Source organism: Priestia sp. TRM10 (assembly GCF_057808375.1).
In genome coordinates this window covers 740,182-763,792 of sequence record NZ_JBJZOT010000013.1, presented here as the reverse complement: position 1 = coordinate 763,792, position 23,611 = coordinate 740,182, and the positions used below count along the sequence as shown (strand labels likewise).

The 23,611-nt window shown below is 33.0% G+C and carries 22 protein-coding genes; 1 reads left to right on the top strand and 21 read right to left on the bottom strand.

Going from position 1 to position 23,611, the window contains the following annotated elements; translation table 11 throughout:
- Positions 1-13: 13 nt before the first annotated feature.
- The 9 genes from rhaB to bglB all read right to left on the bottom strand — a co-directional run bounded on the left by rhaB (position 14) and on the right by bglB (position 10,463).
- Entirely contained in the window at positions 14-1,429 is a 1,416-nt protein-coding gene (gene rhaB / locus ACK3CR_RS15070) for a rhamnulokinase (protein ID WP_488975677.1), read from the bottom strand.
- 270 nt (positions 1,430-1,699) lie between these two features.
- Positions 1,700-2,668, bottom strand: coding sequence for an AraC family transcriptional regulator (locus ACK3CR_RS15065; protein WP_488975676.1), 969 nt, complete (start codon positions 2,666-2,668; stop codon positions 1,700-1,702).
- 385 nt (positions 2,669-3,053) lie between these two features.
- On the bottom strand, positions 3,054-3,890 hold the full coding sequence (locus ACK3CR_RS15060; RefSeq protein ID WP_488975675.1) for a sugar phosphate isomerase/epimerase family protein: 837 nt from the start codon (positions 3,888-3,890) through the stop codon (positions 3,054-3,056).
- Positions 3,891-3,998: 108 nt separating this feature from the next.
- Positions 3,999-4,781, bottom strand: a complete 783-nt coding sequence (kduD, locus tag ACK3CR_RS15055; protein ID WP_243512086.1) for a 2-dehydro-3-deoxy-D-gluconate 5-dehydrogenase KduD — start codon at positions 4,779-4,781, stop codon at positions 3,999-4,001.
- 155 nt (positions 4,782-4,936) lie between these two features.
- Positions 4,937-5,767, bottom strand: a complete 831-nt coding sequence (gene kduI, locus ACK3CR_RS15050) for a 5-dehydro-4-deoxy-D-glucuronate isomerase (RefSeq protein WP_019395252.1) — start codon at positions 5,765-5,767, stop codon at positions 4,937-4,939.
- Between the two features lie 60 nt (positions 5,768-5,827).
- Positions 5,828-6,841 (bottom strand): sugar kinase, encoded by a 1,014-nt coding sequence (locus ACK3CR_RS15045; RefSeq protein WP_488975796.1) that lies wholly within the window; start codon positions 6,839-6,841, stop codon positions 5,828-5,830.
- 2 nt (positions 6,842-6,843) lie between these two features.
- Positions 6,844-7,482, bottom strand: coding sequence for a bifunctional 4-hydroxy-2-oxoglutarate aldolase/2-dehydro-3-deoxy-phosphogluconate aldolase (locus tag ACK3CR_RS15040; RefSeq protein ID WP_113752517.1), 639 nt, complete (start codon positions 7,480-7,482; stop codon positions 6,844-6,846).
- Between the two features lie 169 nt (positions 7,483-7,651).
- Positions 7,652-9,199: an MFS transporter gene (locus ACK3CR_RS15035; protein ID WP_243512104.1), complete on the bottom strand. Its 1,548-nt coding sequence runs from the start codon at positions 9,197-9,199 to the stop codon at positions 7,652-7,654.
- Positions 9,200-9,359: 160 nt separating this feature from the next.
- Complete coding sequence (gene bglB / locus ACK3CR_RS15030; RefSeq protein WP_243512107.1) at positions 9,360-10,463, bottom strand: beta-galactosidase BglB; 1,104 nt, start codon at positions 10,461-10,463, stop codon at positions 9,360-9,362.
- Positions 10,464-11,040: 577 nt separating this feature from the next.
- Here bglB and ACK3CR_RS15025 point away from each other — a divergent pair.
- On the top strand, positions 11,041-11,805 hold the full coding sequence (locus ACK3CR_RS15025; protein WP_488975674.1) for an IclR family transcriptional regulator: 765 nt from the start codon (positions 11,041-11,043) through the stop codon (positions 11,803-11,805).
- Positions 11,806-11,904: 99 nt separating this feature from the next.
- Here ACK3CR_RS15025 and ACK3CR_RS15020 read toward each other — a convergent pair whose 3' ends face one another.
- The 12 genes from ACK3CR_RS15020 to ACK3CR_RS14965 form a co-directional block, all read right to left on the bottom strand.
- The gene (locus ACK3CR_RS15020; RefSeq protein WP_328124918.1) at positions 11,905-12,666 is read right to left on the bottom strand and encodes an IclR family transcriptional regulator; all 762 of its coding nucleotides are present in this window, start codon (positions 12,664-12,666) and stop codon (positions 11,905-11,907) included.
- Positions 12,667-13,515: 849 nt separating this feature from the next.
- Positions 13,516-14,313 (bottom strand): pyrroline-5-carboxylate reductase, encoded by a 798-nt coding sequence (proC, locus tag ACK3CR_RS15015; RefSeq protein WP_480380793.1) that lies wholly within the window; start codon positions 14,311-14,313, stop codon positions 13,516-13,518.
- A 649-nt stretch (positions 14,314-14,962) separates the two neighbouring features.
- On the bottom strand, positions 14,963-15,667 hold the full coding sequence (locus tag ACK3CR_RS15010) for a DUF421 domain-containing protein (protein ID WP_243512116.1): 705 nt from the start codon (positions 15,665-15,667) through the stop codon (positions 14,963-14,965).
- A gap of 331 nt (positions 15,668-15,998) precedes the next feature.
- Complete coding sequence (locus ACK3CR_RS15005; RefSeq protein WP_419182648.1) at positions 15,999-16,295, bottom strand: putative quinol monooxygenase; 297 nt, start codon at positions 16,293-16,295, stop codon at positions 15,999-16,001.
- Between the two features lie 198 nt (positions 16,296-16,493).
- Positions 16,494-16,670 (bottom strand): hypothetical protein, encoded by a 177-nt coding sequence (locus tag ACK3CR_RS15000; RefSeq protein ID WP_243512121.1) that lies wholly within the window; start codon positions 16,668-16,670, stop codon positions 16,494-16,496.
- Positions 16,671-16,846: 176 nt separating this feature from the next.
- Positions 16,847-17,587: an SDR family oxidoreductase gene (locus tag ACK3CR_RS14995; RefSeq protein WP_243512135.1), complete on the bottom strand. Its 741-nt coding sequence runs from the start codon at positions 17,585-17,587 to the stop codon at positions 16,847-16,849.
- Between the two features lie 16 nt (positions 17,588-17,603).
- On the bottom strand, positions 17,604-18,191 hold the full coding sequence (locus ACK3CR_RS14990; RefSeq protein WP_243512138.1) for a TetR/AcrR family transcriptional regulator: 588 nt from the start codon (positions 18,189-18,191) through the stop codon (positions 17,604-17,606).
- A gap of 400 nt (positions 18,192-18,591) precedes the next feature.
- Positions 18,592-18,828: a DUF378 domain-containing protein gene (locus ACK3CR_RS14985; RefSeq protein WP_430239065.1), complete on the bottom strand. Its 237-nt coding sequence runs from the start codon at positions 18,826-18,828 to the stop codon at positions 18,592-18,594.
- Positions 18,829-19,044: 216 nt separating this feature from the next.
- The gene (locus ACK3CR_RS14980) at positions 19,045-19,791 is read right to left on the bottom strand and encodes a MerR family transcriptional regulator (protein ID WP_243512141.1); all 747 of its coding nucleotides are present in this window, start codon (positions 19,789-19,791) and stop codon (positions 19,045-19,047) included.
- A 330-nt stretch (positions 19,792-20,121) separates the two neighbouring features.
- Positions 20,122-20,526: a DUF1259 domain-containing protein gene (locus ACK3CR_RS14975; protein ID WP_243512155.1), complete on the bottom strand. Its 405-nt coding sequence runs from the start codon at positions 20,524-20,526 to the stop codon at positions 20,122-20,124.
- Between the two features lie 413 nt (positions 20,527-20,939).
- The gene (bla, locus tag ACK3CR_RS14970) at positions 20,940-21,755 is read right to left on the bottom strand and encodes a subclass B1 metallo-beta-lactamase (RefSeq protein WP_243512167.1); all 816 of its coding nucleotides are present in this window, start codon (positions 21,753-21,755) and stop codon (positions 20,940-20,942) included.
- Between the two features lie 493 nt (positions 21,756-22,248).
- Positions 22,249-23,580 (bottom strand): MFS transporter, encoded by a 1,332-nt coding sequence (locus ACK3CR_RS14965; RefSeq protein ID WP_328124931.1) that lies wholly within the window; start codon positions 23,578-23,580, stop codon positions 22,249-22,251.
- Positions 23,581-23,611: the final 31 nt, after the last annotated feature.

Genomic DNA, 23,611 nt, shown 5'->3' with positions numbered 1-23,611 from the left:
TATTCTTCCTTTCTTATGCTGTAATAATTGAAGGTGAAAACTTTTTCACTTCAAAAGAATGCTTAATAATTGTTCTTGCTTCATTTATATCTTCAATTTCACCGACTGCCATTAATTGTGAGACAATATTTCCAATGGCTGTTGCCTCTACTGGACCTGCGTATACTACTTTTTTTGTTGTATCAGCAATTAGTTGATTTAACATTTCATTTTGACAACCGCCACCAATGACATTAATCTTTTCAAATTTTCTTTCAAATATCTCTTCAATTTGATTAATAGCTTGTTGGTAGCTGCATACCAAACTATCATATACACACTTGGCTACTTCGCCAGGTGTAGTTGGTATTGCTTGATTTGTCTCTTGACAATAGCGTTGAATTTCCTCAATCATATTTTCTGGCTTTAAAAACCTTGAATCATCTACATTAACAGTAGAGGTGAAATCTTGAACTTGGCGAGCTAAATCAACTAACTCGGCAAACGAATATTGATCCTGATAATTTCTTTTTACTTCCTGTATCATCCAAAGTCCCATAATGTTCTTTAGGAATCGATAGCGATAATCGATACCGCCTTCATTCGTAAAATTGTAATCTAGAGCCTTTGTAACACAAATCGGAAAATAGTTTTCGACTCCAATTAAAGACCATGTCCCTGAACTTATATAGATGGTCTCGTCTAGCTCTGGAACTGAGATGACAGCTGAGCCTGTATCATGTGTTGCGGGTAAAATAACTTTCATATCAAAACCAAATTCCTCTACGAGATCCTCTTTCAGCGTTCCTAACACTGTTTTAGGATTGTGAATCTCCTGAAAGATCTCCTTTTTAATGCCTAATTGATCCAGAATTTCGTCATCCCACTTCTTTGTAAATGCATTAACTAATTGAGTTGACGTAGCATTTGTATATTCATTTGCCTTTTTTCCTGTTAGTAGATAATTAAAATAGTCAGGAATCATAAGAAAAGATGCTGCCTTATCTAAAATCTCTGGATTGTTTTGTTTAATAGAATAAAGTTGATAAATCGTATTAAATTTTTGAAACTGAATGCCTGTTTCTAAATATAGACGTTCTTTCATTATAGTTTTAAAGACTTCATCCATCATTCCATCTGTTCGTGGATCCCGATAAGCAACGGAATTAGTCAAAGGTTTTTCATTCTCATCTAGGAGTATAAAGTCAACTGCCCATGTATCAATTCCTATACTTTCAGGCTTTAGACCTTTACCTTGACATTTTTTAATCCCTTTTTTGATTTCTAAAAATAATCGATCAAGTTCCCAGCAAAATTGGTCATATTTTCGGACAATTTTATTTTCAAAACGATGAATTTCATTTAGTTTTAATTGTCCATTTTCAAGGTGACTGGCAATCAATCGACCACTAGATGCACCAATATCAACAGCTAAACAACATTTCTTCATTACTATCACCCTTTATCTGAAAGCGTTTGCTTATGTTCTTATCTTAAAACAGATTGAAAGAGTAAATAATGACTAAAATTATTTATTTATTGTCCTTATTTGCAAAAATACACTACATTTGATTTTTAATTGCTATAGACCTCTTCTGTTATCCTAAATAGATTTATGGGACAAGTTCTTTTAGAGTCAAAGGATATAATATAAAAGTTCCAGGTTTAGGATGATAGTGTTTATTTGGATAAAAACTCCATAAAAAGAACATTTAGCTCTTTATTTCTTTGCTAAATGTTCTCTAAATTGTTTTGGTGTCTGATTATATTTATTTTTAAAAATTCGATAGAAATAACTAACATTATCGTACCCAACTTGCTCTATTATTGTTGCAATTGGCATATCTGTACTTTCTAATAACTCTCTTGATTTGCTTAAACGTTTTTCTTGAAGCAACTCTTTAAAGGTATAATTTGTAGCCCTTTTAATTTCTTTACTTAAAGCATAGTGAGGTTGATTTAATTGGGAAGATAACTCATACAACGAAGCTTTTTGAAAATTTTCATCGATGTACTTTAAAGACTCAACGATTAAATAATGCTGCACAGGATAATCTTCTGTATGCTCCGCCTTATCAGCATGTTTAATTAACTCAACGATTAAAAGTCCCATATATAATTTAACTGTTGAGTCAGACATAAAGGCAGAAGACCTAATTTCCATAATAATTTTTTTAATTAATTCTTGAATACTTTCCACTTCTGAAACTTTAAAGTAGAGAAATTGGCCGTTTTGAGTGCTATTATATAAGCTGTTGATTAAAAAATTACTAATTCTATTTTCCGTTGTTAAGAAAGAGAAGATAAAATCAAAAAATTGCGGTTGAATAATGAAATTAATAATGACGTCTTCTGTTGCACATGCGGCAATTTCATGTTCAATATGCTGATTTAAAAATAACAGTTCTCCTTGTTTTAAATTTATTTTTTGATTACCTACCTTTTGATTTAATTCTCCATTATAAACATAATTGATTTCAATATAATTGTGTTTATGTTTAGGAAAATCAACAAAGCGTGTATGTTGGCGAACCATAATCATCTTATCTTTACTGAGAAATTTTTCACTTTCAATAATAAAATTGGACTGATTTGTGTAAAGCTCTTTTTTAATCTCTCTTCTGTTTTGTAAGATTATTTCCTCTTCTTCTGTTATCTTTAATAACTCATTTAAAAGCTCATCCTGCATAGAAGTTCTCCTTTTTTATCATCTTTCTTAATTTTGTATACCCATTTTAAAGTATGGTTTCTAACTATTCTAGCGTTTACATTGGCGTTTTGATTACCTATTATTAACAATTAAAATGATAATGTAAAAAATATTTTTGATTAAGTTCCTTATATTAATACAAATATACTTCAAATTGTTGATAAAAGTAATCTAGATTTTAACAATAAAAAAAGTCCTTTGCCAAAACAAAGGACCTTTGATAAGTTCATTTTTCTTCTAACGTTTTATTTAACCTTTTAAAAACTACCTAGAAATACAAAACTAAACATGTCCATTAAGCAAAGACGATCCAATAATTGATAAATACTATATCAGATCACAAAATGCTTTACAATATCGTTCCTTAACCTTGCTTATACTTCTCTCTTAAGAAAACAGCACTTTCATCTATAAAAGGTTCTTGTGTATCTTCCATTAAGATATTTATAAAAGGTTTTTTCTCCTTTATTAATTTCATTACTAGGTCATAATTTAATAATCCTTTACCAACAGCAGCTGGTTTTAACATTTGATTCTCTACAATAAAATCTTTGGCATGCAGGATAACCATTCTATCTCCAAATAAGTTAAATGCTTCTTCAAAAATCTCGTCCTGTTCTTTATAATTATCTATTGTCAGTAAATTTACTGGATCAAAAATCACTTGCAGATTATTGGAATTTACACAATCTAAAAGTCTTTTCATGACGTTTGATGAATAAATAGGATGATTCACTCCTGCTTCAATTCCTACGATTACGCCAAATTTCTCAGCTTCTTCTACAAGTTCACGGACACTTTCGACTACTTCTTGGAATGGTTCTTCTTTGAAGTTTTCTGTAGTATAAAAAATTTCAGCATTTACATTACCAGTTTCCGTCCCTACAATACTGCATCCAAAATCCCTTGCATATCTTATATGTTCTTTAAATCTTTCTAAGCCTTTTCGTCTTTCCACTTTATCAGGATGAATCATATTAATATAACAGCCTAATACAGCGATTTGAATACCGCGCTTCTGAAAGGTACTTCCTACATAATGAGCAAGACCTGGGCTCAAACTTCCTAAATCTGTATTTACATAATTTAAAGATTTGCTTAAAGCTAACTGTACAGATGTAAGCCCCTTTTTTTCAATTTCTTCTACTAATTCCTCTAAACCATTTTTTTCAATATCATGACCTCTTATGCCTAGATTCATTTATATCATCCTTTTTTATTTTTAGTGTCGAGCCATACTAAACGCAATATAATAAAGCTGTATCACTATAAATGCGATACAGCTCATACAATTTTTAATAGTCTACTCTTATCGAGCTAACCAACCGCCATCAACAGCTAAAATGTGGCCGTTCATATAGTCAGAAGCTTGACTTGCCAAGAATACGGCTGTTCCCATTAAATCTACTGGAGTTGCCCAACGTCCAGCAGGGATACGGCTTAAAATTTCTTTGTTACGCTGTTCATCAGCACGGATAGGGGCTGTATTCGCTGTTTCTACATATCCAGGCGCAATAGCGTTCACTTGGATGTTATGTTCAGCAAGCTCATTAGCAAATGATTTTGTAAGCCCTGTGACAGCATGTTTGCTTGCTGTGTAAGAAGGGACAAATTTTCCACCTTGGAAAGAAAGCATGGAAGCGATATTAATGATTTTACCGCTTTGTTGTTCAGCCATTACTTTTGCGACTTCTTGACTTAAGAAATAAACTGCATCTTGATTAATCGCCATCACTGCATCCCAATCTTCTTCTTTATATTGAAGGATAGGGGCACGACGAATTGTTCCTGCATTATTAATTAAAATATCAATCTTTTTATATACGTTAAGACACTCTGAAACTACTTGTTTAATAGAGGAGCGATCTGATAAATCTGCTTGATGGAAGTGAACATTTCCTCCAGCTTCCTCTATAAGAGCTCGTGTCTCATCCCACTCTTTTCCATGTGTTACAATGAACACGTCCGCGCCTGCTTTAGCAAGGGCCACAGCACATCCTTGACCTAGCCCTTTGTTCCCACCAGTAATGATTGCCACTTTCCCGTCAAGACGGAAGAAGTCCATTGAAAATGAATTCAAATTATTCGCCATTGTTTAACTCCCCCATTTTTATGTATTCTTGATGTTTCAATCTCATGTTTTTGGCTTCGCGAACCACAAAACTTACATTTTACATTAAAGAGAAACAAATAGTATCGCAGATGTTAGGATACTATTTGTTTTCTCTTAGCTAGGTGTTAACTAACTTATCTCAGTTCTTCCATTTCCACATGATCCATATCATCATAAGTAATATTCTCTCCACACATGCCCCAAATAAATGTATAGTTACTTGTAGCTGTTCCAGTATGAATAGACCAACTTGGTGAAATGGTTGCTTGTTCATTTTTCATAACTAAATGTCTTGTTTCATCTGGTTTACCCATAAAATGGAATACGCGCGTATCTGGTTCCATATCAAAATATAAGTAGACTTCCATACGTCGCTCATGAGTATGGCAAGGCATTGTATTCCATACACTTCCTGGTGAAAGCATCGTTAATCCCATTTGAAGTTGGCAACTTTCACAAACGTTTGGATGGATATATTGATAAATATTGCGCTCGTTTAATGTTGCTTGTTCACCTTTATGAAGCGGATCAATTTCTTTTATATCAATTTTCACTGTTGGATAAGTATGGTGTGCTGGTGTTGAGTTGATATAAAATTTAGCTGGTTTGTTAGCATCTTTTGAACGGAATCGAACATCTTTTGTACCGCGTCCAACATATAAACCGTCACGACCTTTCATTTCATATTCCACTCCGTCAAGAATAACAGTACCTTCGTCTCCAATATTAATAATGCCAAGCTCTCGACGTTCTAAAAAGTAATTTACGCCAAGTTCCTTATCTAATTGAATTGTTAGTTCCTCTGTTCCAGGAGTAACCCCGCCAAAAATCATTCGATCATTGTGTGTGTATGTTAAGTGAACACGATCTTTCTCAAAAAGAGTTTCAACTAAAAAGTTCTTTCTTAATTCCTCTGTTGTTTGATGTTTTACATCTTCGGGATGATGAGCGTAACGAGTTTCCATTATTCATTCTCCTTTATCATTTAATATCGTTTTTTAGTCATAAAACTTTCAATTCTCTTCTTATCGAACAATCTTTCCTCTTTCATTAGCTACAAATTCTAAAATCTCTTCTTCAGAAAAAGCATTACAGTCACCATGAACCGTATGCTTCAACGCCGAAGCAGCTGTTGCAAATGAAATGATTTGGTGTAAAGGTAATTGATTGATTATTCCATGAAGTACACCTGCTGCAAATGCATCTCCCCCACCAACTCGATCAACAATTTGGTCGATATGATGGACCCTGCTTTGATGTAACTTTCCATCCTCATACAAATTCCCTTGCAATGTATTTACTGAAGCGGAAATAACATGACGGAAAGTTGAACTCATATACTGAATATTCGGATACATTTCTTTGATTCTATCGTAATAGTAATTAAGTCTTTCTGTTTCTGATAAAGAATCTTCTGCTTTCTCTATTGAAAGTAAATGAATCGCATCCAATTCCCCGCAAAAACAAATGTCTATATAAGGTAAGAGAGACTGAATTGATTCAGACGCTTCTTTATGGCTCCAAAGAGTTGCACGATAATTATAATCAAAGCTTGTTTTTATCCCTTTTTCTTTCGCCTTCTTTAAAGCTAGAAGAGTTAATTCTCGTAAACTAGGAGACAGAGCTAAAGTGATTCCTGAAACATGAAATAGTGTTGCTTCATGAAAAATTTCTTCTAAATCCAGCTCCGCTATTGTTAAAGTAGAAAAACTAGAGTATTTCCGATCGTACATCACCTTCGGACTCCGTTCTCCTATACCACGCTCTAGATAATAAGTGCCTAACCTTTCTCCTCCTGTTAGAACATAATCCGTATAAACTCCATGAGATTGGAGATGACGATTAACTCCACGGCCAAGCGCATTATCTGGTACTTTACTAACGAAGTAAACATCGTGTCCAAAATGGGAAAGTGAAATTCCCACATTTGCTTCTCCGCCTCCATAGTGCATTGTCAACTTATCTGACTGCCAAAGACGCTCTCCAGTATTAGTAGAAAGACGAAGCATAATCTCACCAAGTGTTACCACTTTTTTCATCATTACCCCACCCTTGCCTCTTGCACTTTTTCTACATACTGACGAGCAAGTAAGGTAATTTGTTCAAAGTCCCCTGTTTTCGCTGGAGCAATCAAATTGCCTCCTACTCCTACAGCCGTACAACCATTTTGAATCCATTCTTTAATATTTTCTAAGTTTACACCTCCTGTTGGCATAATATTGACTTGAGGAAGTGGTGCCTTTACTGCTTTAACAAAATCAGGACCAAAGGCGCTTCCTGGGAATAATTTCACAATGTCTGCACCATATTCTAATGCAGTTTTCATTTCCGTAATTGTCATGCAACCAGGCATGTAAGGAACTTTATATAAGTTGCATAGTTTTGCCGTTTCTTTATCAAAGCTTGGACTTACAATAAACTCAGCCCCAGCCAAAATTGCAATACGTGCCGTTTGGGCATCAAGCACTGTTCCCGCACCGATAATGACATTGTCATTGTTATCATAGATAGAGACCAGCTCTTTGATCACGGTATCTGCATCTTGAACAGTAAATGTAACTTCGATACCCTTTATGCCTCCTTTTATACATGCTTCAGAAATACGGATAGCTTCTTCTGTTGAATCACCTCTTACAACTGCAACTACTCCACAATCAGAAAGTTTAGATAATATATTCATTTTTGAGTCATCCTCCAGAGAAATAGGATATCAATATTTCCAAATAAGAAATATAATTTCTTATTTGGAAATTAACGATTCTAATTATATATGAAACTATTTGAAATTTCAATCATTAATGAGACTATTTAAAACTTCTATAATGGAATTTCACATTAAAAACGGTTGTTTAACTTGTTTTTGACTTCTTTTTATCTTGAAGATTTTTATAAGCAATCCTATTTTTATATCCAACTGGATTGTTTCCCCAAAGCTTTTCATACTGCCACCCTGATAATTGTTCAACCACTTTACGCGTAGTAGCATCAACGTGACTCATAGAACCCCCACTTTTCAACCTGCCAATCTCATTTAATAAAATCGTATGATTCTCTTTTGTTAACTTGTATCTGTACGAGATTAAAAAACCTCCAACAAGAAAAATTAAAGTTCCTATTGTTAAAATTGCCACGATAGCATTAAGTGCTGAAGCTGATTGAACATCTTTTCCTGAAACAAAACCAGCTTCTTGTAGAATAAAACTAACAAGGAACACAGCAAGTGCTTGAGAAGCTTTGCGTATAAATGTCATCATACCTGCAAATACGCCTTCTCTTCTTTGCCCTGTAAGAACTTCATCTACATCTGGAATAAAAGGATAGTTGTTCCAAGGAATAAAGTTCAATCCACCTCTTCCAAGGCCCGCTATACCTATCAAAATGAATAACATTACCATCAAATTGGACGGATTAGCATAATAAACAACTAAGTATCCAATGACACCTATCATAAACAGAGAAATTGCGACTCTATATGCTGGAGCTGGATTTAATTTTAAAGTTATAGTCATAGCCATCCATACCCCTAAGATTTGCAGCAGATACATAACTGTCATTAAATTGGAAGCTGCAACTGCATCTTGTGAAAGTGAAAAAACAATGAAATACGTAAAGACTGCATTAAAGATATCTTGGCTTAGATAAGCCCCTAAATACATCCCTAAATGTTGCCTGAACACTCTGACTCTTAAAGTTGAGATTAAATCTATATATACCTTTTTTACATTTTCAAAAAATGGAATTTTTTCTTCTTGTACTTCTTCATTTAATATATCTTCTAAAGGTCTTTCCCATGTGAATTTGTAAACAAATGTTAATACACAAACAAAAATGACTGTAAAGATGGTTCCTGCATAAAGAAAAGTCATAGGATCATCTTTTCCTAAAGCTTCAACTAGCCTTCCTGGAATAAATGCAGCAAATACGGCTGATAGCTGAGCGGTAAACATTCTGGCACCAGTGAACTTTGCACGCTTTTTAAAATCTGTCGTCATTTCTGATGCTAATGTTTCATAAGGAATTAACACCATTGTATACACAATTTCAAAGGCGATATATGTAAGTAAGTAGTACCAATAACTCATTCCACTGACCCAAATTAAGGAATAACAAAGCACTAAAGGAATGGAAATTAATAGAAAGAATCTTCTTCTTCCAAATTTCTTTCCTAGTTTAGTTTTATGAAAGTTGTCTGTTATATAGCCCATTACCGGGGCTGCTATAGCATCGACAAAACGAGCAATTGCAAAAATAGATCCAGCTTGAACTGGGGTTAGCCCACAAAATGTTGTGTAGAAATACAATAGCCAAGCTGCTGTTAAAGCGAAAGCACCTGCACCTAAAAAATCGGTGGATCCATACGCTAAATAATTAACAAGTTTTATCTGTCTCTTCTCCATCCCCATTTTCTCTCCCGTCATATATTAGAAGCGCTTTCATATAGATGTGAACTGAATATCTACTTTCAATTTAATAATAAAATTGACTTTCTATAGTTAAATTACGAATACTCATGAAGTGGTACACTTCTAATGAGTATTCGTAATGCCCCCCTTGTAATTAACTATAGGAATGTAAAAATTCAGCTAAGCAGAGAACTGCTAATGACTGTCCATACGGCATTGTTGTTATTTTAATTTCCTTATAAAAATCTAAGCTATCTCCCATACCTGTTCCAACTGAAACTTTTTGTAAAGCTCCATCTTCATTTACTTCTTTCAGCATCCCTTGAATAGCTTTATAAGCAACTCCCTTATATTCTTGGCTTATATAGCCTTTATGAACAGATTTTAAAATTCCATATGCAAATCCTGCTGTGGCTGAAGCTTCAAGATAAGATGTTTTATCATTAATTAATGTATGCCATAAACCGCTTTCATCTTGATAATGAGCCAATGTTTCTACTTGTCTCTTTAATGTATCAATCAAGAATTCTCTAAAGAAATCTCCTTCTTTTAACTCTAATATTTCTATAATTTCCGGAATTGCAATGGTAATCCAACAATTCCCTCTTCCCCATAGGGCTTCTGCATAGTTGTGATTTCCTTCAAACGTCCATCCATGGAACCATAATCCTGTTTTTCGATCACTTAAATATTTAATGTGTATTAAGAATTGTTTTTTAGCTTCTTCTATATACTCTTGTTTATTGAAAAGCATACCTATCTTTGCTAATGGTAATACAGTCATCATTAACGTATCATCCCATAACTGGTTTTTATTTTCCGGACCATATGTCATATGTTGCAGTCCATTTTCTTTTGTACGTGGCATATCATGCATTACCCATTCTGCCCACTCTTCAAGATGAGGAATAAGTGATTTATCCTTTGTTTCCTCATATAGAAAGGCCAATGTTAAAAGCGGAGCCATTGTATTTACATTTTTAGGTGGAACTCCTTCTTCAAATCTATCTTTAAACCAATCTGTTACAATCTTTAAAGCTTTTTGATCGCCTGATAGTCTCGAATATTTATGTATTCCATATAATCCTACACCTTGCGGCCAATTCCACACTGCCCAACTCTTGTCATCTACGACTACGTCATCAAAATGCAGCAAAAATTCCCCAGTATTATCTTTAATCTGTGAAAGATTATTCATTAGTAAATTGATATAGCTTATTACTTCTTCTTTTTCAATAAATGCTTTATTTTGAATCATGCTATTCCCTCCAAGCAAAAATAAATTATACCTCTCATACTTTTCATAGTTTGACCTATCTCTTTACTCGTTTTGTTCTCTACAAAAAGTATCGGGATTCACAATTATGAAATAAATAAGAATATTTGTCTAAAATATTGAACACGCTTTCAATTATAATACTCCATGCTTATCTTTTACTCTAGATTACTATAATTTATTAATCAACTTTTTGTTTCGTATTGTGAATTCTTATTTCATTATACGAAAAGAATTATTAAATATCAATATGTTTTTCATATTTTCAAAAGATTATACACAAAAAACAAAGATATAAACACATATAACAATTAAAAACAAATCAAAACAGACAATTTTATCACTTTATTTTTTTGCATTAAACCATCGTAATGTGGATATCTTTTGGATTTTATAATTAGGAATTCATTAATCATTTGACTTTTTTATATGGAGATCTGATTTTTTGAAATAAATACTCCCTTTTCCCATTGTATAATGAGTAATAGATTTTTAAGTAGGAAACCTCTATAATTAATAATAACGTTAAACAAATTATCTATTATGGGATGTGGCAATATTGATTAAGAGTGACACCGTTCAATCTGTTGATAGAGCGTTAGCGATTTTAGGAATCGTGTCTCAACACAATCAAATTGGTATTACTGATATATGTAAATCTTTAAATTTAAATAAAACAACAGTGTATCGATTAGTATCAACGCTTGTGAGTAACGGATATATTGAACAAGTAAAAGATTCAAATAAATACAGATGTACCTTCAAATTATTCGAAATGGGTAATAAAAGAATACAAGACCTTGATTTATTAGAGGAAGCAAAACCTGATCTTGAAAAATTGGCTCAATTAACAAAGGAAACAATTCATCTTGTTGTTGAAGAAGGAACTGAAATCGTCTATATACATAAAGTTGAATCTACTAATACAATAAGAATGCATACATGGATAGGAAAGAAGAATCCGATGTATCGTACAGCTGTAGGGAAAGCCATTCTTGCATTTTCTAATAAGGAAAAAGTAATAGATGTATGGAATAAAAGTGAGATTGTGCAAAATACCCCTTACACGATTACAAAAATTGATGATTTTCTAGAGCAATTAGTATCAATAAGGGAAAATGGATACGCGATTGATAATGAAGAAACTGAAATTGGAATACGATGTGTGGCAGCTCCCATTTTTGACTTTTCTAAGAATGTAGTTGGTGCCCTCAGTATTTCTGTGCCAACACTTCGCTTTCCAGAAGAAGAAATCAACATCTACGGAAAATATGCCAAAGAATGCAGTGAGCACATCTCCAAGAAACTAGGTTATATAAACTAAGTTTTCTTATGTTATAATAAAGAATTTAAAAGCATATAAAAGCCAAGGATTTCTGTAAGGAAGTCCTTGGCTAAATTTAACTCTAATTCAAATTCTCTGTTAATGAAGATCGTTTAAGATATTATTTTTACAAATTTGTATTGCTTCAATAATTTGTTTTTGAAACTCTTCCGTCAGTCTATATTTAGGAATACTAACACTAAATGCCCCATACTTTTTGTTATTCAAAGTAATAGAGGCTCCAATACAAAATACATCTTCTTCATGTTCAGCATTATCATAAGCATAACCCATTTCTCTAACCTTCAAAATCTCTTCCATAAATTCAGACTTATTTGTAATGGTGTTGTTCGTTAATTTATTTAATGGCTGACGATCTAAATAATTTTGAATTTCTTCATCTGATGAATAGGCCAAAATAGCTTTTCCCATTGCTGAACAATACATAGGAATACTATTGCCAACTTTTGAATAGAGACATATAGGATTTTTACTCTCTATTTTTGTGATATAAATAATACTATCTTTATCTTGAATACCTAAGTGAACTGTTTCATTCGTTACGCTTTGTAACTCTTCTAAATGCGGTTGTGCGATTTTTTTAATATCTAAATTATTTATTGATTTATTAGCATATTTAATAATTGATAAACCGAGACTAAACTTCTTTAACTCGGCGTTTTTTTGGACATAGCCTATCATGAGTAAAGTGTCTAGTATTTTTAAAGCTGTAGAATTCGTTAGACCAGTTTCTTTGGCAATCATATTCAAAGACTGTGGTTCATCGCAACTCGATAAAAAATCTAAGATATGGGAGGCTTTAATAAGAACCGTTCCATAAGGCTGCTTTGTTTTCTCCATTTGTATCACTTCCTATTGTTGATTAAGAGAGGATGAAATCATTTATATACTATAAAAGAGTTCTTTTTTTAGGTATTTTGTAAGTGTAAAAAAATTCACAAGTCAAACAGACTCGTGAAAATCATATCATTAACCGTACAAAAAGAAAACATAATGCAATTAAGGTTAAACTTTGATTCTAGGAGAAAGATAATGTAAGAAAGGAGAAAAAATTCTGGCGTAAAAACTTCAAATCACCCTTCCAACACTTAGATATACTAATATTAGTATTCAATACGAATTATCCGTTTCATCATTTGGTGCTACTCCCCATTGACTTTTTCTCCGCTTTGTTTGCCGATGAAAATGTCTTGAGAATAAACTCCTTATCCATAAATTGATGCTGACACCCCTCATTTTAATCTCTCCCCCCTATATACATATATCTAGATTTTCTATTTTTATATTCTTTTTGTGTTTCACTTTCTATTATATGAATAAGAACGTTCGTAATTTAATTTCAAAATTAAACGAACTTAAAAATGCTAGATTGGTTATAAAATTAAATTATCCATAAACGTATACTTTTACGGACTATTAAAGGGCAGGATAACTGAACAACAAGATTTAATAAATAAACCTTAGAAAGAGACACTATGCACTGAGGTGGTCATATGATAAAACAAACATTATTTTTGATAGTTTTACTTTTTATATTAACTGTCCTACAAAATAGTCGAATTCCTCTGATTTACCCGAAGATGTGTGAGAAGAAGAATTAATCAAGCTATTACATTTAACCGATATTATAGTGACTACCTAATTAAAAAATCCTTCCATCATTCGTAATGGAAAGATTTTTATGTTTATTTACTCTTGCCTCATTGCTTTTTGGCGGCATGCTTCAATGGCATCAATCATTAAACGCTCCAAATGGTTTGTGTCTAGTACCTCTAAACCAGCAGCTGTTGAACCGCCAGGAGTGGCTACCTCATCTGCAAGTTCAGCAGGGGCCGCATTTGTTTTTAGCATTTCTGCAGAACCAGCAATCATGTTGGCTACTAGCTTTCTTGCTTGATCTTTATTGACACCTGATGCTAATGTTATTTTTTCAAGTGCTTCTGCTACTCGATAAATAAATGCTGGAGCACTTCCAGTTACAGCAGTTAGCTCATGAATTTGCTGCTCTGTCACTTTTTCAAATTCACCAATATCGTAAATTAATGCCTCAATCCATCCCTGTTGTTCTTGATTCACATTTTGACCGAGTGCATATAAAGTCATTGACTTACATAATTTAGCAGCTGTATTAGGCATAACCCAAGTTACAGGTGTCCCTTTAGGAAGTCTGGACTCGAGGTAAGTTGGACCTATTCCGGCGGCTACCGTAATGACTAATTGTCCACTAATGTCTTTAGATAATTTTGCGAGAATGTCGTCATGAGACTCAGGCGGCATGGCAAGAATAATGATATCCATCTTGTGTATCTCTTGTGACCAGTGATTAGTGGTTTCAACCTCAAAGGTTTCTTTTACCTCACGTAGCCGATCTTCATTTCCATTGTTGCCGACAAGAATGGCGAATTCATTTTTGTTTATTCCTCTAATTAAGGCTTGGGCCATGCGCCCTGCCCCTATAAATAATACATGTTTTTTATTGTTACTCATTGTTATTCACCTTTTTCTGTGTTGTATTTGCTGCCTTTATTAGGATAGTTTCCCCAATTAGTGGATAGGTCACTCTAAATCTGTAGTCCTTCGGAATCTTGTTTCACTAACAAAGATGGATCCTAATAACAGTAAACCATCAATTACTTGTAACAGGATGAATTGCTCTTGTAAAAGCAATCCTGATATTAAGATATATAGTTATTGTACTGAAGAGTTTTCAGTGCAAAAGAGAAAGAGCAAACTTACTTAGTTTGTTCTTTTTCACTTTAAAATTTATCACAATTAATTATAAGAAAATACGCCAAATAAAAAAGAAAGTAATAAAAGAAAGTTACTAATTATAGAGGCGACTCAAAAACTATAACTTTTGAGTCGTCTTTTTCCTAAAGGTAAATCATGATAAGTCAGTCAACATAACACCAATTATCAGCACTCATAAAAGGTAGACATTAAGCATAATTGATAACATAAAGGATTCTACTACTAAAGAAGACACTGATAGAAAATTTATCAATGTCTTTTTTGTCTATATGATTTTTATCGATAATCATAACAGACATAACAGATGTTATACCTTAAGGCAATTACATTTATTTGATAATTTTTTACTAAAAAGTAATTTGCACATCCACATTTCACTTCATACTTACTTATATAAAAAGATATTTATTTTGTCATTGTTATCAATTGTCGCTAGTAAAATATTTTTTATTTCTACATTATGTACCATTCTAATTTTATCTTTTAACCAATCTTTATCTTTACCAGTTTGTTTTAATTCTTCAAAATCAATTTTTCCATCTTTGATAATCGTTATAGGAAAAGAGAATGGCTTTGTCATTAGCTTCATATCTTTAGGAGTTAATGCTTGATACTTTGGATCTAAAACAAAAGAAATCGTACCATCTGATTCCCACAATGCTAGAGCAACCTTTTGAATATCCTGTATTTGTTCTTTTCTTAATTCTGATAATAAAATTTCAAGAGGTATTCTCGCTTTGGTTAAACCCTTATAAATTATTTCCCCATTTTTTATGAGAGGAAAAGGAGAAGGATCAACAAATTTTGTGAATTTCGACCACTTAAGGCTTAAAAATATGAAAATAAGATACAAAATAACTAATACACCTATCGTTATCATGGATCCTTTCATTCCTAAGTGTTGATCAGACAAAGGATGGGCAATAATATTTCCAATTGATAAAGCCATTATAAAATCAAGTAACCTTAACTGAGATATTGATCGTTGCCCCATTATCTTAGCAACAAAGAGTAAAAAGAAAAAAGAAATAATTGCTCTGAGAGTCCATTGAATTTCAGTAAGTGATTCTTGACTTTGAAAAAAATCCATATACATTCACACCCTACGTTTTAGATGAAAAGTCAATAATTAGTATCACCTACTAACAATTAATTATAAATTTTATATAAAGCAGATATCTTTATATAAATGAAAAATATCCAATGTTTTGAGCAAACTACTTATGATGCAAAAGCATCTATCACTTTTTTTATTTAAATTTTGCACAGAAAAACTCCCTACTGTACAAGGGAGTTTTTCTGTTTTTAGGCTGTATACGATATACAAAGTTAGTTGACATAATGTTGATTCTAAAAAACAAGAAAGCGTAGAAAAGGCAGGGGTTCCTCTCAACTCGGAAGACGCCTTATGGCACCTTTTGTTAATTCACATTACTTTTAATTATCCATTCTACTTCCGTTAATTTTTGTTCTTGAACATTTTTGGTGTGGAGTTTGGTGAAATGGACATTAACAGCTTCTTCGTTTTCCCAAATCTCCCAAAGCATTATTTTTCGTTCTGATGGTTCAAGAGGATAAGCATGAAATTTAATACATCCTTCTTCTTTATTAGTTTCTTCCTCTAGTTTTTTGAACGCTTCTATTATTTCATTAAAATTCTTATCACTAATAATATTCAAGCATGCAGTTATGTAGTGCATCAGATTCCCCTCTTTCATAATTTCTTTTAGTTTATCATTATAACGTTTCTCAGAAATATTTTAAGGAAAATATTCCATTTTATCAAGGGACTAACTTTAGATATCATGTATTCTATATATATTTTTAGTTCACATAATGAGTGGAGGAAGTAGTAAAAGTGTAAACCCGCTTAGTAACTTGTCTTGAAAGACTTTATCTATTCATTTGATACAGATTTAGAAAGAGAAGAGGATTTGAGGAGTGACTGTCGTTTCATTACTGTCTATCCAATCTTCTATTTCAAATGGTTGAAATATTTCTAAACAATAAAAATAGCCACATAAATGATCTTTCTTTAAACTTTCTTTATTACTACTACAAAAATAATGTGCAGCTTTTAGATTCTTTTGCATGTTATTCTCCTCTAATCCATATGATGGACTTTGTTAAATAAGAATAATTTTACCCCTAACGTTAAGTGACTTTACGTGAGTAATATAGTAACACTGGTGATCAAAAAGGAGCTTAATCAGAGAAGTGCAAATGGTAAGCCCTTCCCCATGCGGTACTCGATAATTGAAGAGGAGGCTTAAATAAACCCTCCGTTAACACGTAGTGTTTGACCAGTAACCCACTGTGATTTTTCGCTTACTAGGAATTCGATGACATTCGAAATATCCTCTGGTTCACCGAGACGGCCAAAGGCATTCATTTTTTTCATCCCTTCTATTTGTTGCTTTGTTTTTCCTACGGAGAAAAGCTCTGTGTCTACCGGCCCGGGTGCTACCGCATTGATCGTTATTTTTTTTTGGCCGAACTCTTTTGCAAGTTGCCGCGTGAATTGTTCAATCGCCCCTTTTGTGCCGGAATAGACACTGTATGTGGGAAACATTTGTCCGTTTACAGAGGTTGAGATATTCACAATATGGCCTTCTTCCTCCATATATTTCATTGCCTGCTGGCAAGCAAAAAAGGTTCCTTTTACGTTCACGGAAAATTGTTTATCGTAGTCAGCTTCAGTGACTTCTGACAGGGGCTTATTGATCATGATTCCTGCATTATTAATCAAAATGTCAACTTTTCCAAAAGCAGAAATGGTTTCTGAAAAAAGCCTTTCTATATCACCTATATGGCTGATATCCGCTTGAATGGCAATCGCTTCCCCACCTTTATCTTGAATTTCTTTTACAACTTCTTCTGCTTTATCAGGGCTACTTGAATAATTAATGGTCACCTTTGCACCGAGATCGGCTAATTGTTCGGCTACTTTGCGTCCGATTCCTCTAGAAGCACCAGTAATGATTGCGACTTTTCCTTCTAAAAATTTCATTTTATGATTTTCCTCCTCATTTTTTATTTAAAAATCCCTTTTCTAACAGTTCCCATAAATCTAGAAATTCTTGATCAATGGTTGGGCTGTCCCATTCGTAAGCGTGGGATGGATGATGAAATCGTGTGGTTGCAAAAAAAATGGAATGAGCTAAACGATCAGGAGCGCTTGCCTGAAAGTCAGAACGTTTGATGATCTCGCTCATTTGATTCGTCATACGATTGACGTGTTGTTCAATGAGATCTCCAGCTTCTTCAGTCACCTTGGCATACATCTCAAACAATTCTTTCTCGTGATAAGCAGAGCTTCTTTTTAATTCAATTAATGTTTGAATATATGTTTTTAAGGAGTCTGAGCCTTTCAGTGAATGGTCTTCATAAATAGCAGTCAAAGGAGCAATGATTGTTTCATTCAACCATTTTTCTGTAGCCCCCTCCAAAAGTTCTGCTTTACTCTTAAAATGGCGATAAATGGTTCCGTGACTGACATTCAAAGTCTTAGCCACATCGGTTACAGATGTTTTAGCTATCCCAAATCGTCTAAGGGTTTCTTCTGTGGCAGTAAGTATTTGTTCTTTTGATAAGGTTTCTATATTCTTCTTCATAAGCATATGGCTAATGAGCCATGAACACCTCCTTAAAAAGAAGCATAACATAACAAATATCAAGTGACAAATATTAATATTTGTCACTTGATATTTGTTACCTAATGGATTGACTTTTTATTTGAGCTTTATGTCTAGAACTTATTCAACAAAAAAGCGCTTTAATGGCGCAATGAAAAAAGCCTAATTTCTCTTTTAATGCTGAGAAATTAGGCTTTTTAATTTTAAAATTCCCTTAATGTTGTAAATCTGCATTTTTTGACGCTACCCCTTTAGGTATACTTTTGCGAACTGATATAGAACTGACTATCAATCTAAAAGAAAATAAAATAATAAAAATAGACCTAAAAAGTCAATTTTATGACACCTTTAGGTCTATTTCTCATTTCCTGTTAAATGTCTAATAAGAGGTTTTTGCTTGTTGTGAACCCTTTGTAACTCTTTCATTTGATTTAAAGAACAAACCAATGTTTATTAAACCAGTAATTGCCACTAAAACATAAACAATTAGAGATAGGACTGTGTCACTTCCACCAAAAAGTGTAGCTACTAAATCAAATTGGAATAATCCTACTAATCCCCAATTGATAGCGCCAATAACGGTTAAGACAAGAGCTACCTTTTGTAATACTGTCATCTATATACCTCCTATTTTTATTATCTATAACCTCATTTAATGTATATATTTCCTTTTAAATTAAATATCAACATTTAATTTAAATTATATTTCTAAGCAAGGTAGGAAGTAATAGATTTGTTTCCACGAATGGAGTTAACATAACGCAAATTATAGGCACAAAATAAGTCAATCCGGAAAGGTTGATTTATTTTGTTACTCCATATGTGAACTTTTCTACTTAAGTGCAAATGTCTCTGCTGCCATACAAAGATAATAAGAAAGCCCAGTTTGTTGGGCTTCAAGCATGTTTCTATGAAAATCATCATTCAAAAAGAAGCGTGCTTGTATTGCAAAATCTTCTGCTCTAGTATTATGTCCATGACTATTTAAGAAATCAATATGCTGCTTTATTAAAACCTGTACCTTCTCATCATTAAACTTTACCCCTTCCTTAAGCGCATTAGCTATATTATCCATAAAATGTTTTGCCTCTAAAGCTTGCTCATTCATTGACTGAACTTCAATTGAATTTTCTTTAAGTAAATCATAATCATATTTTTCTTTTAGATACTGATTTTGATCGGTCATTGCTTCCACCCACTCTTTTTCACTCTCAAATCCTTTGAACATTTCTGATTTATCCATGGTATCTCCTTTCATGGTGAAGTGAATCGATTCATCAATTGTCTGAACCAAACGCTTTATTCTTCGCATTCTTGCAAGAAGAAGTTTTCTTTGATCGGACAATATAGATAATCGTTCTCGCTCACCATCTAACAGTTCATGTATTTTTTTGAGGGGAAAATCTAACTCTCGATAAAATAAGATTTGTTGCAAACGCTCCAGTTCTTTTACTCCATAGAAACGATAACCTGCTTCACTTGTTTTGTAAGGCAATAAAAGACCAATTTTATGATAATAGTAAAGAGTTTTTATCGTCACATTTGTTAATTCTGATACTTGTTTTACTGTATACAACATATTTATCCACCTCGTTTGTAATTCTAAAGTCTACCTTAAGGTCAGGGTCAATATTAATTCTATATTTTAAATGAATTTTTTTTGTAAGAAATTCTCACTTGAATTACGAAGAGAGGTTACCATAATGTTGCTTATCAGAAATAAAAAAGCGAAAACTCGTTCAGTAACAATGAGTTTGCGCTTTTTCTTTTCGTTTATATATACTTTTACGGACATTTCATTTTACAAACAATTACTTAAGATATATAAATTTTAAGATTATATGGAGAGAAAATTAAAAGGAGAACCATTACTTCTCTTTTTAACTATTTCAATTTATTTAAAACTTGCCTAGGCAATGGGATAACTGCGTAAAGATGAAAATGAGTGTGCCATCTTTTTGGCAAAACTTAATGGGGGCTCAATAGATTGAATGTGAATATACATAATCATAGGATTAGTAAATAACCAGTGATTATGTAGGGCACTCACAATCAAACCCTGTTGTACAATTGAATACATAAAACGAGGAATCTCTTCCTGTAAAACAGCGATTTCAGCCAAGTTTAATGCATTACCGCTTTGATCTAATGATTCAAATAAGACTTCCGCTGGCGCAACAGAACTGCTTTGGCGCCCTTGAACCAACACATTAAAATTGCGGTGTAATGATACAGAACAACTACCTTGAGTTACTTTACTTTTCCCTTTAAGTATTGTAGCAAATTGTTCACAAATTGAATCAAAATCATTCATATCGCAGGCCTCCCTTTACTAATAAAATTATGTTATTTAATACTATTTTATGTTCAAAGGAAGGTAGTTTTAAGGCACCACAGAATATATCATCCCTTGGTATGAAGGCATAGTAAATACAAAAGAGGGTTCACGAATAGACGCTCCCATTTTTTTAATAAAGCTATCCATTAAATCTTATCTGTTCACACCAACTAATTCAGCTGTTTCCTTAGTGTTGTTATAAGCACAAAAGGGGATAGGTGCCCTTTAGGTACCCACCCCCTTTTAAATATAACAAGATTTTGTTACATTCACAAAAATTAAAAAAACTTAAAATTACTCCTCATACAATAGCTTTTTAAAGAGAAATCTCGAATGTCTCTATCTATCATTTTAGGAACGAATACAACTATAAGTTGAGATTGTTTTATTTAGCTTTTATTATGAGTATGTTGTTTGATTAGATCAAGGGTATAAAAGAGTAGGCTCTTATCTCCCCAGTTCCCATGGCCAGGTACAACTGTTTTGACATAAGGATATTTTTCAATCACTTTTTGAACAGAGTTCCCCCACTCCTCTACATTGGCATCAGAAAGATTTCCAAGATCTTTTGCATTTACTGATTTGATGAAGCATCCACCGAATAATAATTTATATTGGGGAAGCCAAACAGTAATGTTATCTTGTGAATGACCTTCTCCAGGATAAAATGTTTCAATTACTGTATCTCCTATTTTTATCACTGGGTTTACATCAAGTGTCGGTTTGGGCGAAGGATATCCATATTCTTTAGCTAGTTTTGCTGTCAAAAGTGTACTACGCACCTCAATTCCCTGATCTAGCAATGCTTGAATGCCTCCAATGCTATCATCATGCGCATGAGTAACAAGGGCCAGAACGACTTTTTTCTTCAACTTCTTTTTGATCATCTTTAATAACTCTTCAGTTTTTTGATGATTCCCCCCTGTATCCCATGCTGTATCAATCAGGACTATTCCTTTGGAAGTAGAAACGATTAACCCATTGTGATCATAGGTTGCGCCCTTCCAATCATTATATGACGTATGAGTCCATACTTTGTCATTCAATTTCGTTAATATAATCGTCTTATCTGGATTGGTAATCTGAGTAGGAGATGATTTTTTAATTTGAGCAATCGTTTGATAATTAAACGATGTCATAACGATGGATAATACTAATAACAAACTAAACACAACTTTTCCTATCCATTCTTTGCTAATCTTCAAATGAATTTCACCTTCCTAAATTTAGTTTCAATATATATATCTTGTTAATAACAACGCTATTTTACCAGATATAGTAAGGGATAAATATAAAACATTCATAAAATTAATGTAATAATAGTTTTAATATTTATAATTTTTTAATAGTCTTTGTTCTAAAATACTATTTCATCTATCTAAGAAACATAAAAAATGTTGGCAGAAGTAAAAAAGCGAAAACCGTTCAATAACAACGCGTTCTCGCTTTTTCTTTATTCTGAGGTATCCTTTTAAGGGTGGTCCTTTCTTAACATCAAGAAAGAATATAGTTCAGAAAGTACTCTAGATGTAAAATCTATACTTGGCTCTCTTATAGCAAAACAAATCCATAAAAATCAAGTTTAAGAAATAGATAAAAAGCATTTTAACTTACCTTCCGATAACGTAACTATACTTACTAAAGGAAAAGGAGAGATTACTTAGTATAGTCATCTCTTTTTATTCTAAGAATTACTTATTATAATGTAGGATCTTTTGTGGTTGGAGTTACTGACATACGAACCTGTTGTCCTGGCTTTACAAATATCATAGATACCATCCCAACTATCACAGCAAAAGCAGCAGCAGTAAACATAGCATTATATCCGTAAGATGCAACGAGACTGCCTGTTAACGTCGGTGCAATAATAGTAGCTAAATTTGCAATAAAGTGAGTTACCCCACCAAAAGTTCCTGCTTTATTTGGCTCTGTATCAAGAATAACTGTCCAATATATAGAGTTTGGTAGGTAATTAAATGCGTTACCTATACACATTAATGAAAGTACTGCTGTAGCACTTTCAACTGTTGGAATTAACATAAAACAAATGGCTGTACAAAACAAGCAAACTACTGTAAACCAAGATCTAGCTATACGCAAATTTCCAGTTTTTTCACGTAACTTATCTGAAATTTTACCACCTAACAGCCCCGTAATAATAGCTCCTACCCATGGAATCATACCTATATATGAAAGAGATGCTAAGGAATAATTAAATTCATCTTGTAAATATTTTGGTGTCCAAGTAAGTAATAAAATATTAACATATAAAAATGCAAAATATCCGATAGCATTCATTGTTAAGGTAGAATTTTTAAAAAAATAGTACCATGGTACATTGTTTGATATTGTTTCTTCTAATTTTGTTTCACCTTTTATTAAATCATTTGTACTTCGAATTTTCTGAAGTTCAATTTTCGAGACCTTTGGATGGTCTTCAGGTAAATTTGTAAATACTTTTCTCCATATTAATACCCAAATAAAACCTAGTAAGCCAAGAATAACAAATGTTACTTTCCAATTAGTGAATGTTAAAAGACCCACTACGACCGGAGCGGTAATTAATGCTCCAATGGGAGTACCAACTAAACCAAGTGCTACTGAGAAACCTTTTTCCTTTGGGGACACCCAGTTTGCCATTGTTCGGTTCATTGTAGATAATGTAGGACCTTCAGCTAACCCAAATAAAACACGAAATACCGCAAAACCTGCCAACGCAGAACCACCAAAAAATGTTGCGCCTAAGTGCCCAGCGAATATCGTTCCTATTTCGAAAATAGACCATGTGGTTCCCGCAAGAATCCACATAAATTTAGGTCCTTTCTTATCTGCTAAAGCACCACCAAATAGTGCTCCAAAAATATAGCCATATCCAAAATAACCTAGAATTGCTCCCCAGCTTATTGGATCTAAATTGAATTCTTGTATAATCTCAGCTTGTGCATATGATAGGGCACCTCTATCTATGTAGTTTATAACTGTTATAATAACAATCATGAAGATAATAAAGTAACGATAATTATTTTTCATTAATTATCTCTCTCCTCGCTCTCATAATCTG